The sequence below is a fragment of the Paenibacillus sp. E194 genome (assembly GCF_000935845.1).
GTDB lineage: Bacteria > Bacillota > Bacilli > Paenibacillales > Paenibacillaceae > Paenibacillus_B > Paenibacillus_B alvei_B.
On the sequence record NZ_JMDX01000136.1, the window covers coordinates 1 to 16613 of the forward strand.

Annotated in this window: 16 protein-coding genes and 2 pseudogenes; 1 reads left to right on the plus strand and 17 read right to left on the minus strand. The window is 44.6% G+C overall.

The features are described 5' to 3' along the window. From AZ66_RS18145 to AZ66_RS18185, 9 genes are all read right to left on the minus strand, one after another. A partial coding sequence (locus AZ66_RS18145) for a response regulator transcription factor (protein ID WP_044356122.1) occupies positions 1-639 on the minus strand: 639 nt, incomplete at its 3' end. 198 nt (positions 640-837) lie between these two features. Further along, positions 838-1035: a DUF2933 domain-containing protein gene (locus AZ66_RS18150; RefSeq protein WP_044356123.1), complete on the minus strand. Its 198-nt coding sequence runs from the start codon at positions 1033-1035 to the stop codon at positions 838-840. Between the two features lie 169 nt (positions 1036-1204). Further along, positions 1205-3544, minus strand: a complete 2340-nt coding sequence (gshAB, locus tag AZ66_RS18155) for a bifunctional glutamate--cysteine ligase GshA/glutathione synthetase GshB (RefSeq protein WP_044356124.1) — start codon at positions 3542-3544, stop codon at positions 1205-1207. A gap of 26 nt (positions 3545-3570) precedes the next feature. Further along, positions 3571-4914, minus strand: a complete 1344-nt coding sequence (locus AZ66_RS18160; RefSeq protein ID WP_044356125.1) for an MATE family efflux transporter — start codon at positions 4912-4914, stop codon at positions 3571-3573. 59 nt (positions 4915-4973) lie between these two features. After that, positions 4974-5396, minus strand: coding sequence for an arsenate reductase (thioredoxin) (gene arsC, locus AZ66_RS18165; RefSeq protein WP_021261646.1), 423 nt, complete (start codon positions 5394-5396; stop codon positions 4974-4976). 19 nt (positions 5397-5415) lie between these two features. Beyond that, entirely contained in the window at positions 5416-6474 is a 1059-nt protein-coding gene (gene arsB, locus AZ66_RS18170) for an ACR3 family arsenite efflux transporter (protein WP_044356126.1), read from the minus strand. Positions 6475-6488: 14 nt separating this feature from the next. After that, on the minus strand, positions 6489-6809 hold the full coding sequence (locus AZ66_RS18175; RefSeq protein WP_197081732.1) for an ArsR/SmtB family transcription factor: 321 nt from the start codon (positions 6807-6809) through the stop codon (positions 6489-6491). Positions 6810-6945: 136 nt separating this feature from the next. Further along, positions 6946-7320, minus strand: a complete 375-nt coding sequence (locus tag AZ66_RS18180) for a hypothetical protein (protein WP_044356127.1) — start codon at positions 7318-7320, stop codon at positions 6946-6948. 162 nt (positions 7321-7482) lie between these two features. Next, positions 7483-8829 carry a lytic polysaccharide monooxygenase gene (locus tag AZ66_RS18185; protein ID WP_044356132.1) on the minus strand — a complete coding sequence of 449 codons (1347 nt, stop codon included), beginning with the start codon at positions 8827-8829 and terminating at the stop codon, positions 7483-7485. 863 nt (positions 8830-9692) lie between these two features. Here AZ66_RS18185 and AZ66_RS18190 point away from each other — a divergent pair. Further along, complete coding sequence (locus AZ66_RS18190) at positions 9693-10190, plus strand: hypothetical protein (RefSeq protein ID WP_044356128.1); 498 nt, start codon at positions 9693-9695, stop codon at positions 10188-10190. Here AZ66_RS18190 and AZ66_RS18195 read toward each other — a convergent pair. The 8 genes and pseudogenes from AZ66_RS18195 to AZ66_RS18225 form a co-directional block, all read right to left on the minus strand. Next, positions 10185-10419: pseudogene (locus tag AZ66_RS18195) on the minus strand (DUF1048 domain-containing protein); the annotation flags it as partial. The gene AZ66_RS18190 and the pseudogene AZ66_RS18195 sit on opposite strands and share 6 nt — an antisense overlap. A 238-nt stretch (positions 10420-10657) precedes the next feature. Further along, positions 10658-11539, minus strand: a complete 882-nt coding sequence (locus AZ66_RS18200) for a FecCD family ABC transporter permease (RefSeq protein ID WP_231586936.1) — start codon at positions 11537-11539, stop codon at positions 10658-10660. 108 nt (positions 11540-11647) lie between these two features. After that, on the minus strand, positions 11648-12661 hold the full coding sequence (locus AZ66_RS18205; protein ID WP_044356129.1) for a FecCD family ABC transporter permease: 1014 nt from the start codon (positions 12659-12661) through the stop codon (positions 11648-11650). 108 nt (positions 12662-12769) lie between these two features. Further along, entirely contained in the window at positions 12770-13519 is a 750-nt protein-coding gene (locus tag AZ66_RS32815) for an ABC transporter substrate-binding protein (protein WP_331436916.1), read from the minus strand. Positions 13520-13542: 23 nt separating this feature from the next. Beyond that, positions 13543-14052: a helix-turn-helix domain-containing protein gene (locus tag AZ66_RS33580; RefSeq protein ID WP_331436917.1), complete on the minus strand. Its 510-nt coding sequence runs from the start codon at positions 14050-14052 to the stop codon at positions 13543-13545. Further along, positions 14049-14732, minus strand: coding sequence for a helix-turn-helix domain-containing protein (locus tag AZ66_RS32825; protein WP_052648620.1), 684 nt, complete (start codon positions 14730-14732; stop codon positions 14049-14051). The genes AZ66_RS33580 and AZ66_RS32825 overlap by 4 nt, the downstream gene beginning before the upstream one ends. A gap of 286 nt (positions 14733-15018) precedes the next feature. Next, positions 15019-15873, minus strand: a complete 855-nt coding sequence (locus AZ66_RS18220; protein ID WP_044356130.1) for a stalk domain-containing protein — start codon at positions 15871-15873, stop codon at positions 15019-15021. A gap of 167 nt (positions 15874-16040) precedes the next feature. Beyond that, positions 16041-16613, minus strand: a pseudogene (locus AZ66_RS18225) (hypothetical protein); the annotation flags it as partial.

Below are 16613 nucleotides of genomic sequence, written 5' to 3' on the forward strand. Positions count from 1 at the left end.
TAGACCTGCGCGTTGCAGTTTTTCTCGGATATTTTTTATATGGGTATCAACAGCACGAGTGTCACCGGTATATTCATAACCCCATAATTGTTCAACTAACTCTTCTCGTTGAAAAGACCGTTGCGTATTTTTCGCTAGATAAAGGAACAAATCAAACTCTTTGGGCGTAAAATCAATCCTTTTTTCATGAATATAAACTTCGCGAGCTTCTGCGTTTATTTTTAGATTGTGAAATTTCATGATCGTATGCTGAAACTTCTGCGATTGGTTGATCATTGAACGCCTTAACAAGGAAAATACACGCGCCACTAACTCTTCAGGTTCAAAAGGCTTTGTTACGTAATCATCAGCTCCAATTCCTAGTCCATGTACTTTATCCTTTGTATCAGAGCGAGCCGTGAGCATGAGGATAGGTATTGTTTCGGTTTCACGTATTGCTTTACAAACCTCCCAGCCCTCCATTCCCGGCATCATGACATCCAAAATGACAAGATCAAATGCAATCTGCTTCATGATGGACAACGCCTCATAACCAGATGAGGCTTCCTTAACCTCAAAGCCTTCCTTTAAGAGATAAATGCGCAGCAAATTACGCATATTCCATTCGTCATCTACTACAAGCACCCTAGATTCTGACATATTGCTCACCCGCTTCTACAAATCCTAATCCCAATGTAAAGGATGTTAACTATTCAATCAACACACAACACAACGTTCTTATCCAATTGTGTGATATTGAATGGTTACCAAGATCGGATACCTCTGTCGTCATACCCTGTTTTATGATTATGATTTCCGCAACTAAACATTTTTCATTCCTCCTTCTAAACGACAAACTTATCTATTCAATTTTTGCATATCAATTTTTAATTGATCATTCTGAGATTTTAATTCCTCAAGCTCTTTTTGCAATCTTTGTACTTCTTCTTGTTCCCCCTTCCCATGATTGCAATGGCCGTGTCCATGAACTCCACGCATACCAAGCATCATTACAATCATCATCAGTGGACAAGCTAATAATAATAACCACATCATCTATTTCTCCTCCATATCCTAAAGTGCTGTTATATCTTAATTTTAGATTCAGATTGTGTTGAAATCATGTGGGAGTCATGGAAGTTGCCTTACTTATAAGGTAAAAGCTCCTGAAGATATAGACCCTCAGGAGCTTACTGCATTAATGCGTGGCGTTGTCTCGTCGTAATTAATTTTCCACTTTCCCAAACAGCAAATCGAGAATTTTCTCATCTGCCTTACGGTTCTCCCCCTTATATGGGTAGCAATGGATATGAATGGCTGGGTTAAAGTTGATCTCAATGATACTGTAATTAGAATCGGATGCTTCAGAAGTTATGTCATCAATCATCATATCTACTCCACAGAAAGTTGCACCTGCAGCCTTTGCTGATTCAATGGCTAATGTCTTATAGCTTTCTGGAATATCATCGGTATAGTCAATACTGTCTCCACCTGTACTGATATTGGAGTTTTCCCGTAAATAGACGACTTGACCTAAGGAAGGAATCTCACTCCATAAATGGTTATGATTCTTTAAGAACATGGTCTCTGCTTCACCTAGCTGGATCTTCTCCAAGGGCGTCTTATAACCGCGCCCACGAAGCGGATCTTTATTCTTTTCATGGACGAGCTGCTCAATCGTGTGAATTCCATCACCCACGACATTGGCTGGTACGCGATGCAGTACCCCTACAACTTCATCGCCCATAACCAGGAAACGATATTCTTTACCTGTCATGAATTCTTCAAGCAGAACGGTCTGATCGTGTTTAAACGCCATCTCAAATGCTTTCTTATAATCCTCTTCTGAGAACTCACGATTAAAGATGGTGATACCCAATCCAAAGTTGGTGGACTTCGGTTTAATGACGATAGCTTTGTCACGGTACGTCTCATAGGCAGCGAATGCCTCTTCCTGACTACGGAAGGCATCCCCATTTGGTACTCGAATACCACGCTCCTTAAGAACTTCTTTCGTCACTATTTTATTCTCCATGATCAATACCGTACTGTAGGAGTCTAGCGACGTCTTGGTAGCCTGCTTTACATATTCCTTGTGGTCTCCCTTCGTAAGCAGTACGAAGTTCTCATCACGGTCAATTAATTTGAACGTAAACCCACGTTTCACGGCTGCCTTTAGAAGCAGTTGAGTAGATAATTCTAAATCTTCATATCCAACAAAGCGGTACCCACTTTTCTCGCTCTCTTCGGCATAAACTTTGGCTTTAGCCAGATGATATTTCATGTACGTGGATTTCTGAATATCCGACTTAATCCTGTAGGCAAAGCACAATTCGGGATAAAGGATTTTTTGCATCTCCCCATCAAGGATTTGGATCAACTCTTCCCCGTGAGGATTCAAGAGTTGCAACATTTCTTGCATTTCACGGATACAAGTAAGTGCCATCTCCTTCATCGTGCTACGGGAGCCCCTAGAATCATGTAAGTTCCCTTCAATGCCTTCCGCGATCATCTGATCATGATTGAGATCCGCCATCTTCTGGTCTTCCATTCCGAAAGGCTCATCTTCTTTGAGTAGCATAAAGAGAATGAATAGGTGGATAACATACATCGTATCTTTACTGATCCCAATCTTATGTAGTGGATTGAGATCAATCAAGCGCAGCTCTAAGTAAGCTACCCCGTCTTCTACAAGTTCTTGCAAGGGATTCAACCCTTTGGCTGTTTTCAAGCGAACGGGGCTGTAGAATTCCTTTTCACTTAGCAATTCGCCCTGCTGAATTAACGTATTCAAATCCTGTACGTAATCATGTGTTGAATCAATGGATACATAGAACGGTTTTTCATTCCGATAGCCACATACACTATTCCGCAGAGAATTCATATTCGGGAAGTAGTAGCTCTTGTTATCATCTGAATGGCCTAATGACACACACTTGTTGATATAGGTCTTATCAAAGACTGGACTTGCACCTGTTAGATAGATGAGCAACCAACGGTACCGAAGCAGGTTGCGTGCGATCTTAAAGTAAATCGCATCCTTGAAATCTTTGAAGACTTCACCTTGACCTATTATTTCATGTAACTTTCGTAAGAATCGTTCATCAAACGAGAAATTATAATGGATTCCACTCAGCAGTTGCCTTTTACGGCCATACTTATCTGCTAATTCATGGCGGTACTCATCCGCGATCGGATCATTCATCTTGGCAATAGGAATCTCTTTTTCATCGGGTAAGATTGGAGGATTACTGCTTGGCCACAAGTACTCTCCATCAAGCTCTATTGACACAATATCCTGGAGGGCTTCCATGAACCGATATGTCTCTTCAATCGAGTCAAAAGATGGGGTTATCATCTCGATCTGACTCTCCGAAAAGTCGGTTTGGATATAGGGATTCTCAGTTTTGCTCCCAAACGCCTTAGGATGTGGGGTTAGTGCCAATTTACCATCATGATCTACCCTAACATTCTCTTTCTCTAAGCCAAATTGACCTCGAAACAAATCCTTATTTAATGATTTATTGATGATCTGTTGTATGATTTCTCGATTTAACAAATTCACATGTTGGACCTTCCTTCTTACTTATGTTAAACCACGGTTTGAGGGACTTTCATTTTACGTAGCGATCTTCTAAACCAGAGGACCAAAACGATTCCCTTGAACACACTGCTTAATGCTATAGACATCCACACCCCGTTCAAGCCGAATGGTGCGGATAGAATCAGAGCTAGCGGTATTCGTAATGCTGTAAAGGTAATACTGAAAATCGGTGGGATATGGGTTTTCCCGATTCCGTTAAAGGCACCTACCGTCATGAGCTCCATGCACATAAACAGTTGGGAATAACCAATGATTCGCATATAATCCGTCCCTAACGCTAAACTCGCCTCATCAGCTAAAAATACAGAGAAAAGCTGCCCAGGGTATAGAATAAAGATGATCGAAATAAAGATACCGAATCCCGATGTCAGCAGCAAAGCTTGTTGATATCCCTCCCGGATACGATCTAATCGACGCGCTCCATAGTTTTGTCCGAAGAAAGCAGCGATTGCGCCTTGTAGCCCTCCTATAGTCATGTAGGAGATTGATTCAATCTGAATACCGACTTTTTGAACCGCAATTGCATCCGAACCAAAGCGCACAATGATCTTCGCGATGATGATGGAAATCAATGTGAAGGTCACCCGTTGAATGGTGATCGGTAGCCCCAGTCGAATGACTTCTTTCATAAGGCGGCTATTCCATTCGGATGACTTGGTAATCAACTCGGAATGTTTTGTTTGAATGATAAATAATACCGTCACAAGAAGGTTTGCCATCAAAGTCGCAATAGCCGCCCCTACAACGCCCAAGCCTTTAAAAGATCCTACACCAAAAATCAGAAAAGGATCGAGAATGATATTAAGAACAAGACCGACCGTGAAGATATGAAACGGTTGTTTGCTGTTTCCCATCGCATTCAATATGGTCGCGAACAACATATTTACGACCGAAAAGACAGTACCCAAGATGGAGATCAATAAGAACTGCTTCGCCATCAACTCAACTTCATCACTACCTAAATCAAAGAACCCGATAAGCTGATCTTTTGTCAAAAAGACGAATGCCATATAAAGAAGACCTAGCAAGACTGACATGATGAATCCATTTTTGATATAGGTCTTAGCTTTATCGCCCTCGCCTGCCCCCATGCAATGGGATACCTTTATTCCCGTTCCGATGGTAATCATCGTGGCCAAAGCGATCGCTAGATTAATAAAGAAGCTCGCCGTCCCAATTGCTGTAACAGGACCACTTCCGAGCCGGCCAACCCACATCATATCGACAAGTCCATAAGTCGTGGAGATGAAGTTGGTTGCTATGATCGGAAGGGATAGTTTCATCAAAGTCGGCATAATCTTGCCTTTGGTTAAATCAGTTGTGCCTTTCATGCTGTACTCCTTCATGCTCTAAGTAAAAACCGACCACAAGGGTCGGTTCAAAGCGCTAATTATTTTCCTTCTGCTAGGAAATATTCGATTCTGGCTTTGATTGTATCACGCACCTCGCGGAATTGAGCCATGATTTCCTCTTCAGTTCCAACGGCTTTTGCCGGGTCATCAAATCCCCAATGCCATTTCACCACTCGAGGATTCGAGATCACAGGACAGTGCTCATCCGCATGCCCACAGAGGGTTACGACATAATCAGCACGACCCAGAATCTCAGGATCGATCACATCAGAGGTGTGGTCCGATATATCAATTCCAGCTTCATTCATCACTTGAACCGCTCTTGGATTCAAACCATGCGCCTCTAACCCTGCACTCTTGACTTCGTATTGAGCGCTACCTAACGCTTTCAGCCATCCATCTGCTATCTGGCTCCGACAAGAGTTTCCTGTGCAAAGGAAATACATCAATGGTTTACTCATCCATAATCTCTCCTAGTTCTTAACTATTTAGTGCAGGCTCGAAATACTTCCGCTTAATCCAAAGCGACACATTTACAAGCCCAATCAGTACGGGTACTTCAACGAGTGGACCAATTACCGCGGCGAATGCAACTCCTGAATCCAGACCGAACACACCAATCGCTACAGCTATCGCTAGTTCAAAGTTATTGCTTGCAGCCGTGAAAGATAAAGATGAAGCCACTGGATATGAGGTTCCTGACTTTTTCGATAAGAAGAAGGATACTAAGAACATCACGACAAAGTAAATGATCATTGGAATCGCAATTCGCACTACATCAAGCGGCAACTCGACGATCAATTCTGCTTTAAGCGTGAACATTAAGACGATCGTAAATAATAGTGCAATAAGTGCGAGTGGACTTATCTTCGGAATCAACACTTGTTCGTACCACTGTTGACCCTTAAGCTTGATACCAATCACACGTGTCAGTAACCCTGCTGCAAACGGAATCCCTAAATAGATCAATACGCTCTCTGCAATCTGTCCCATGGAGACATCAACAACCGCGCCTTCAACCCCAAACCAGCCTGGTAGCACCGTAATAAACACATACGTAAAAACGGAATAAAACAGGATCTGAAAGATCGAGTTGAATGCAACAAGACCTGCTGTGTATTCAGGATCTCCCTTAGCCAGATCACTCCATACCAAGACCATCGCAATACATCTTGCAAGCCCAATCATGATTAGTCCGATCATGTATTCAGGCATATCACTTAGAAACAAAATGGCTAAGAAGAACATCAGAATCGGACCGATAATCCAGTTCTGTACTAAGGACAGAAGGAGTACCTTCCAATCCTTAAACACCCGTCCAAGCTTTTCATACTTCACTTTTGCAAGCGGCGGATACATCATCACAATTAGACCTATAGCAAGCGGTACCGAAGTCGTTCCAATTTGCATGCTGGAAAGCACTTCGGAGAAATTAGGCACCAGATATCCTAATCCTAATCCAATGGCCATTGCCCCAAAGATCCAAAAAGTGAGATAGCGATCCAGAAAAGAGAGTCTCTTGGTGTTACCTTGACTCATGGCATCCACACTCCTTATTCACATACCATCGCGTTTATCTTTTCTTGCTCTTCTTCCTCTACCTTTGGCAAATATACAATTGCTTCTTTTAAATGAGGTTTATCTTCAATCGAAAGAGAGTAATAAATCCACTGTCCTCTTCTTTCTTCTACCACTAAACCGGCGTCCTTTAATTTACGAAGATGCTGGCTAATATTCGGTTGAGTCGATTGCAGTAGCTCAACTAAATGACAAACGCACATTTGTTGTAGAGATAAAAGTGAAACAATTTTAAGTCGAGTTTTATCACCTAACAACTTAAACTGTTCGGCCATTTCCTCTATTGAGATCATCATGTTTCGGTGCACCTCCTTGATTTCATGCTTATTATATAATCATCCACTTATATAAGCAACTGATTATTTATTAAAAATAAGAAAAACCTCCATCGCCACCGTAAGGAGCAAAGTGGCCAAGGAGGTTTTTTAACGTTTAATTGTAGCCCAGATAGGCAACGACGGTGAAATCACCCGGTGAGCTTAAGACAAGTCTATACTGTCCATCGGGTTGATTCGAAGCCAAAGGAACCTTGAGACGTGCATATTGACCGGCCGCAATAGTATTCGTCGAATTACTCCCTACCAGCACATCTCCGGTCGGGGTAACCTGGTACAGATTAAAATTAACCCCGAGGCTGATCTGCCCGTTGTTTATGAAGTTGCCTTCGATATAAATATTGCCATGTGCTTGAATCGGCGCCCAAGTATTGTTGCCTGTACCCGGTCCGCTTGAGGCGGCCAAACCAGTGGAAGCAGAACTGAACAGCAGGACAAACATGAAAGCGATAGACGCGATTTTTCTTTTCATACCGTCTCAAGCTCCTTTTTTTATAGAGTGAACTCGACAAGCACTTTCTTTGTACCAAATGGTAGAATCATTGCATGGAATCCATTCGATCGAATCTATCATGAAAAATAATCCCGCCGCTCTTTGCAAACGGCGGGATTCCAGCTCTTTTAAAGCCTGGGTTTACGGTTGCAGCTGCCAGAGCGCGGGCACGTTGCTCGGCTCCCAACCCGGCAATGAGGTATGGTTCTGGACGCATTTGTACACCTTGCCGTTATAGGACACAAGCGCATTGACCGCATATGCGGTATTTGGAGCCCATGGCGTTGCACTCGGACCGTCAGGCGTTGATACCGTCACGGCATTGCTGTCGCCAGATTCGTTGTTCGACGGGTCGTAAGCACGAACCGTAAACGTATATTGCGTGTTCGGCGACAAACCGGTAACGACCTTCTCGGTTGCCGTTCCAGTGACAGTAGCGATCACCGTGCTGCCGTTGTAAATCCGGTAACCAGCGATGCCGGAATCATCTGTGGATGCATTCCACATCAACGTGACTGACGTTGACGTCGGGGTGCCCATCACATGCAGGCCGGTCGGATTGGTCGGCGGCGTCACGTCAATCGGCAACTTCGTGGTCGTAAACTGGACACTATTGCTGAGCGGCGACCGATTGCCGGAAGCGTCGAACGCCTTCACAGCTAGGTTATAAGTCGTGCCTGCCAATAGATTGGTGAGATTGGCGCTCGTCTGATTGGCAGGAACAGTGGCGATGACATTGGCGCCGTTGTACACCTCGTATCCCGTGACGGCAATGTTGTCTGTCGAGGCCCCCCAAGTCAGTGTAGCCGTCGTTGTTCCAACATTGCTGACTGCCAAATTAGTCGGCGCCGTAGGCGCAACGCTGTCGCCAGGACCGAATTGGGCATCGATGACGATGTACCAGGCATTTTGGGTATCCGCGATATCCCACACGCCGAGGATCACATGGTAACCGTCTCTTTGCGGCACATTGCAGGTTTGAGTTAACGTGGCCGGCGGCTGCTGGCCATTCCCGTTAATCGTACAGAACGGTGTCAGATCAAATTGGGCACGGGTCAACGGTGCATTGGGATTCCAATCCGGCTTGGTGATGAAATACCGGTAGCTTGTCGTGGCATGACGAGCGGTAAAAATCCAAGTAAAGTTGTTGGTGCCGCTCTTCATGCTCACCTTGTTCCAGCGAGTAGCTGATTGCTGGTCAAGCGGAGCGAAGCCGGCAAGGCCGGCGCTGGCGATTTTGCCGTCAGGGGGTCCGGCAGCAGGAAAACCTTTCGGCCCCTCCAGGCTCTGAGGCTCATAGACGATCGGGCCGCAGTTGGTATTTAATCCGTTTTTACACTGGATCGCGCGGCTGGCCGGATCATTAATATATCCGTGGGCTGACAAGGTCTTCGAGAACGTGAACATACAAGCGAATACGAGCAGCAATCCGCCGCCAATCAGCATTAATCGCATGATGAACCGGGAATCCAAACGGGTTTGAATCATCATCACATTACCTCCCATGATTTGGTTTGGTCATATGTGCCTTTTGTTTTTCGACACCATCTTTATCGCGATCTTGTGAGCTGCCTCCTCTCTAGAATAGGATCCTGCCAAAGCTGTGCACAACCGTTAATGTGTGGGTACCCGCTCCTTTTTAAAGCGATTTATACAAACTCCTTAGAGCTTATATACTCGTACAAAGTCATGAAAAACAATACCTAATCACATCGTGAGAAGCGTAAACAAGCGGGTTGGAAATCTTCGTGGGAAGGGGAAATTAAGCGAGAGCAACTCTGCTCTACTATATAGAATCAGCTAATAAACTGCTGATGAATGCTGACATTCATAGCGCGCAACTAATTAGGGATCAAAAACCAAGTAAGTACGTCTATGGGTAAAGCTTGGAGGGGATTGAATCATGTCTCATATGGAGGAATCTATATAGATAAGCATAATAGAGTTTCGTCAATATTGGAGTCGTGTTAGCGGAGTGTCATGAATTAGCACTTTTCTTTAAAGGATTTTCCCTCTGAACAATAAGACTTAAATAATACCGCTTATATTTTTTATGCAGGTATCTAATCGGCTATGAATACAAGTTCTTATCCTTAGCTCGGGACATGAACTTATACCATTAAAACAAAAAGCCGCTCCTGTAAAGTTAAAGATTAGTTCCTCTAATAAGTGTGGAGTGGTTGGAATCATCAAGGTATGTTACAAGGCTAATAGATGTTAGCACAACACGAGGAATCTCCTATATGGGCATCTGCACAATCATATAGTTATTAACCTACATACTGTACATACAGGATATTTGACTTTACAAATAGTGCGTTATCTTTATACAGCAAAAGGAGGTATTTGTAATGACAAATTTTTATTCTTTTCACGGGACTATCACTATGATTAATGATTTTTTTACAGGTCAAAATGGCGAAGGATGTTATAAATTAATATCTGTTGACAACGGGGTGGGGGAAATCGTAAATTTCGTGGTGTCGCCCAAAACTTATTTTGTAGACCATGTAATGGTGTCAGTAGGAGATCAAGTGACTGGATATTATGACGGAAATGCACCTGCACCTCTAATTTACCCTCCACAATATCAAGCAATTGTCATGGTAAAAAATAGCCCCTATCAGAATGTAAAAGTAGATTATTTTAATACTGAGTTAGAGAGTAGTGATGGACGATTACGATTAATCATTTCTCCATATACTCAAATCGTACTAACAAATGGGCAACACTTTTCAGGAACCCCTGCGAACCGAGATCTAATTGTTATTTATGGACCTAGCACAAAGAGTATCCCCGCCCAAACTACACCCTATAGAATTGTAGTTTTGTGTTTGGGGGCATTATAGAAAATTCCTGTTGTTACCTTTTTGGCCAACAGATTCATGATAGATGTCAGCGTAAGTTTTTGAATTCTTTGATTAGATCGTCGCAGAAAGCCGCTACGTCACTGCCCGTCACTTCGAGCACACCTTTCCCCAAGGCCGCTCCCTCATCAAAAAGATCGATAATCCCCGAAAGCAAATCCGTCCCCTCGGTTAGCTCAATTGGGCCGACCTTAAAGAGATATTTTTGAATGTTCTAAACATCGATTCTGTTCTCGGCTAAAAGGAGTCACTCAAACCAGAGAATAAACACAAAGAGGCCTAAAGTATACAGCTTCCTAGTAAGTAGAAATGCTAAAACCTTAAGCCTCTTTGCTCTCCACTCAAGGACTCTATTCGTCTCAGTAGCGAGTCTATGATCTAGCCAGGAGCATACTCAATGAGCCTTCCATTATTCCCCTCCCCTATCTCTATCTGAGATGAAAGGTGAGCTAAGTCCTCTTGCGTTTAAATAGCAAGTACATGAAGAATGGAGCGCCAATGCCTGCTGTGAATACGCCAGCCGGAATATCCAGCGGCTGAAAAAGCATTCTTCCTGCCAAATCCGCCAGCAGTAGAATAATCGCACCTATAAACGCGGATACCGGGATGATCAGCTTGTAACAATTTCCGACAAGTCTTCTCGCAATATGCGGCGCCATTAACCCGATGAACGAGATCGTACCGGCTACACCAACCGCTGCGCCGGCAAGCGCAACGCTATAAAATAAGAGAATCATCCGGCTGAGCTGAAGCCTATTTCCAAGCCCTCGAGCGACATCCTCGCCTAAAGATTGCACATTTAATTCCTTCGCCATTAGCAGTGACAAAGGAATGAATATCGCTACCCACGGCCAGAGCACTTCGATATAGGCCCAATTGGTACCATAAATGCTTCCCGTCATCCAATTCAACACTTGCGCGGCCAAATACGCCGGACCGCTAATGAGCAGGAACGTAGTGAGCGCCCCCATTGCGGTTGAAATGCCAATGCCGATCAGCACCAGCCGGAACGGCGACACCCCTTTTTTCCAAGCCAATACATAATTGATGGTAGCCGTAACCAACGCGCCGCCGATCGCAATGAACGGTACCCAGTGAATGCTGTAGCCCGTCACGAAAGTCATGAAAGCAACCACTGCTGCCGACGCACCACCCGTTACACCAAGCAAATCGGGAGAAGCGAGCGGATTGCGAATGACGCCCTGCAATAGCGCTCCGGCTGCTGCCAATGCTGCACCAATGAGAATAGCGGCTGTTATTCGAGGCAGACGGAACTGCATGATGATCAGGTTGCTGGCTTCCGCATTTCGCCCGGCAAGAGAAGCAAGCACCTCTTCTAGAGGAACACCAACCCCCCGACCGATAAACTAAGAAGCGACAAGGCAGCAACGATAAAGGTTAAAGCGATAAATATGATTGTATATTTCGCTGTACGCGGGTTAAGCATGCTGTTTCCTCCTGGCCACATAAATCAGAAAGGGAACTCCGATAATCGCCGTTGCGACGCCTACCGGAACTTCTTTGGTTTCTAGAATAAAGCGTGATGCTAAATCTGCAGACACCAGAAGAATTGCGCCGACTAGTGCGGTATAAGGAAGCAGCCACTTGAAATCATGTCCAATGATGTATCTGCACAAGTGAGGGACGATAAGCCCGACAAAAGCAATCGGACCAGCTGCTGCTACCGAGCTCCCAGCGAGCAGTACGATTGCCGCAGCCGATAGGACACGCACCAGGGTCAACCGCTGTCCTAAGCTTCTTGCGCTATCTTCTCCAAGCGCCATAATATTTAAAGAGCCCGCCAATAGTAATGAGATAGCTAACCCTATTACCATATAGGGCAGTACCATCAGCAAATGCTCCACATTTCTTCCTTCCACGGAGCCGATCATCCAGAACAGGGCAGATTCAAGCGACTGCTTATCAATGAGCATAATGCCGGATGTAATAGAAGAAGTGAAAGCAGCCATACAAGCGCCAGCCAAGGTCAGCTTTACTGGCTCGAACCCGCCTCCTTGCATGCCTAGCGTATAGACGGCCACCGATGTTGCGACCGCGCCTGCGAAAGCAAGCCAAACCATACCGCTCATCGTTAACGAGGAACCGTATGCGAGCAGCCCGATGACAATAAATAGCACTGCCCCTGCATTTACGCCAAAGACAGAGGGCGAAGCCAGCGGATTTCTTGTTAGAACCTGCATAATCGCCCCTGCTACGGCTAAGCTTGCTCCTACCAGAGCCGCAACTAAGGTTCGGGGTACGCGAGCCGTCGTCAGAATAAGATGCTCATTGGACCCGTCGAATTGACTGTAGGCCTGCCACAAGTCTTTCAACCCGAAGTGATGAAGACCGTACAATACACTGCACAACATACTAATCAGCAGCAGGATCGCGCTGACAGCTAGGCCGGCGAGCTTTCGCTTGCTGCTTCGCATTAGGAAAGAACCATTCATGCCTGCACCGTGCCTCCTTTTCATTGGCAGCCCTAACAACGAAACTGCCAAAATCGCCAACAAGCTGACGCGAATACAGCGTCAGCTTGTTGATTCGATACGCCTTTATTACTTTACATCAAAGTACTTAATAAGTTCGTCCAGCAGCAGATTGGCTGCTTCATATCCGCCTGCCGAGTTCCAAATGGCTTCATCGACTTGAATAATTTTGTTGTTCTTGGTAACACTCAAGTTCTGGAACAGCGGATCTTTTTTCCACTCCTCCACAACCTTCGCCGCATCGTTCTTGCCTGGAACCTCCGATACGAAGTAGAAGAGCACATCGCCGTCCATGCTAGGTATCGTCTCTTTGGACATGACTTCCATAAAGGAGTCTTTATCCTGCGATTCTGGGCGGGCAATGCCTAATTGGCTCAATAGCACACCGGAGAACGTTTGCTTCTGATAGATACGAACTTGTTTGGCAGAGAAGCGGGCCACTGATACTTTCGTTTCCGCTTTGTTGCCCAGTTTTGCCTTGACTTCCTCGACACGTTTGTCAAAGGCCGCCATCTTTTGCTCTCCTTCTGCCTGCTTGTTTAAAGCTTCGGAGTAGAGCTTGAAATTGATTTTCCAATCTCCCGCCAGATCTTCGGAGAATATCGTCGGAGCAATTTGCTTTAATTGGTCGTAAATTTTCTCCTGTCTGACCTTATTGCCGATAATCAGATCCGGCTTGAGACTCGCGATTATTTCAAGATTCGGCTGCAGCTCGTCTCCGACAACGGTGACCCCTTCCATCTCTTGTTTGATATGGTCGTACCAAGGATCGCCAATCCAAGACTGAACAGCTCCGACTGGTTTAATGCCAACTGCCAACAGCGCCTCCGTTCCTTCATTGGTCAATATAACAATACGTTCAGGGGTACCGGTGAGCGTTTCTTCCCCATCGCATGCTTAATTACTCTTGTCTCATTGCTTGCAGCCGGACTTGTGGAAGCTGCTACGTTACTTCTGGGCGAGCCACTGTTTGCCGATGTGGCGTTCGTTCCCCCTGTCGTGCATGCGCTCAACAAGAGAGTGAAACAAAATAATAAGGTTGCTGCCATTGCTGTTCTGGACTTACGATACATCGGTAATACCCCTTCTCTCTTTTGATGATAATGATTCTCATACTCATTACCAATATAACGCTGCTGCCTTCTAGCAGCAATGGGAGATCTGGACACAACGGATGGATTATTTCGACGCTGCTCCTGCTGCAATGCAGCTTCTTTAAAGCTAGTAGGAGAAGCACCTTCGTATTTCTTGAAGATACGGCTAAAATAATAGCTATCGGTATAACCTACGCTCTCTGCAATTTCCTTCAAGGTGAAATCTGTGGATAGAAGTAACTGCTTCGCCTTGCTCATCCGTAATTGTAAATCAAATAATCGATCGGGCTCGTTCTAACTTGCTTCTTGAAGACGCGCAGCAGCTGTCTGGAGCTGCAATCAAGATGTTCAAGCAGCGCCTCAAGCGTAATCGGCTCCCGATAGCGCTCATGAATATAGCGTACCGCTTGGGCCACGAGGTCAGGCTTGACGGCTATGACATTCTGTCGTTCCATCTGCTCTAGTATTTCATAGACCATTTGATAAAATATCGCTTTAACTTGAAGTTTCTCTATGAAATCCGAATGATGCCACTCCTTGCTCATGGCGGTGACATGATGGAAGACGGAGATCGGGTAATGAGGCTTAAACACATATTGCATTTGAAACGGATTGTGCTCCTCCATCAACTTGACCGTTTCTTGACGGGCTGGCAGCGCCAGCACCGCTTTATATAAAATCATATAATAGTCCAGGAGCTCATCCGCAGTAATATCAAGATAGACTCCCTTACCTCCATGGATCAAGGAAAACCGGCTGACGTGGTGTGCAATGCCGTCCAGTTGGAGCTGTGCGCTGCCTCTAATTACATATAAGAAAGCGCTTGAGGGCATTCTGTACGCAAGCAACTCCTCGCCTTGCTTCATTATTGTATGCCGTACATCTATAATCTTGATGAATGCTTGGTTCCATAGTAAAGCTTGCTCATTCAATTTCACCGTCTTGCTCTCCCCTTCACTTTCACTCTGTGTTGAAAGATTTATACCCCCATAATATATGATATTGATTATCATTTGCAACGATAATTGCATACCTATTTTCTAGCGTCAAATCCTTCAATAAGCCTAGTCTATCTGTCACGATTTCTTTGTTTCTGCATCATCTTTCGATCATGTAAGTGTTTATAAATGTTTTAAAACGATTCAAATCAAAAAAAGTGCCGATATGACTGAATTGTCATACGGCACAAAGTTCGGTGTTTTTTGTTAATGCATAGCAGCCATTTTATCGAGCAATCACTTCAAGTACTTTGCCGGTTCCATCCTCAATAATACGCATATTTTTGTCATCAATGAGTTGAATTGTACCGTCTGACTTCAAGATTTCATGCTTCTCCTTTAACCCGTGAGCAACGGATTTGCGAATCAGCCCTTGATCCTTGAATACTAACGTATACAGATCATTGTCTCCACTCTTCCGATTCGCATATTCAATGATTACGATAAGTAGATTCTTGTCAGTCCACTTGAAGTTCACGGTGAGATGATGAGTATTCACATTAATGTCTTTTATGCCTAACGGAATCGAATTCTTTTGTCCCGTATACACATTCGTAATCTCCAGATCGCCTTTTGCTGTACGAATCATATAATTGTATCCCATCGCGCTGCCATAAAAAGTATCCGTATAATTGTTGAGTCCCGTCACGGTTACCTTCCCCGTCTTCGTGTCTCGATTGGCCACTTCCCCGTCCAAAGCCGATGCGAGAAATCTAATCGGCACATAAAGGTGACTAATATACCATACAGGTTCTCTGCCCATATCCACTTGTCGACCATCTACTTCGGCCATTCTGCTTCCCATGTGTACAACAATGCGCTTCTTATCCTTTTTCAAAACTGCCGTATTGTCACTTTCCATCCCCCAAACCAGACCAGAATCGCTGCCCAGCGTGAAAAAATTTCCGTATGTTACTCCGTCCTTAAGAAGCGTTTCACTATGAGTGATACGGCCGTCTTCCCATTGCGATTCCAGCTCGACGTATTTGGCAGCCGCATCGGATTGTTGAACTCCCAGCGGTAAAAGTACGGACATGATAACGATAATGGCGACTGCATGTTTCCATTGTTTCATTTTCATAGTTTTTTCACCCTCTAACGATAAATTATTTGATACTACAATAGATACGCGTATATCTTACAAAAAGTTGTTGGCACAATAGAAGCTGTCACATAAAATGCCATCTGATTGCTCAACTTTCGGCAAAGAATATAAGTTTTTATCGTAACGAAATGAAAAGGGGAAGTTCATATTTTCTGAACAATAAATTGTTTGAATCCAGCAAAATACCGCTCAGATGCCTCCCAGCGCCTCCGATCCAATAAGGACATGTCCTGCATGCCATATTGATCAGGTGGCTGATAATGCCGTGAAACATAATTTCCATGATCCAGTGAATAAAAATAATACGCTCCATCAGGAGTTTTGATTTCAATCCGGGCATTCAGGTAGTCTCCATCTTCGTCTGTACGCGCTTGACGGAAGGTGTAACATTTTGAGCCGTCCCAGAATCCGTCATTCTCCGCCTCTTCCAAAGACATTGACTGAATGACAGGGTACTGTAAAATGTCTTGCACATCCTGCACCTCAATGTTGCGCAAATAAAGCTCAGCCATATTCACGCAGGTCAGCAACATCGTCCAGCAATCGCTAATCTCCACGAGCTCTTCCTGAGACTCTTCTGTAATGTCCTCCCACACAGAGCCTTCATCAACGGTTCTCCTCAACAAACCGACGGAATGATCCTTCTCCACCCAAATATAATAGTGATGCCGATTATCTTTCATATAAACGCTGAGATCCCTTTGATCCCCGTCAGC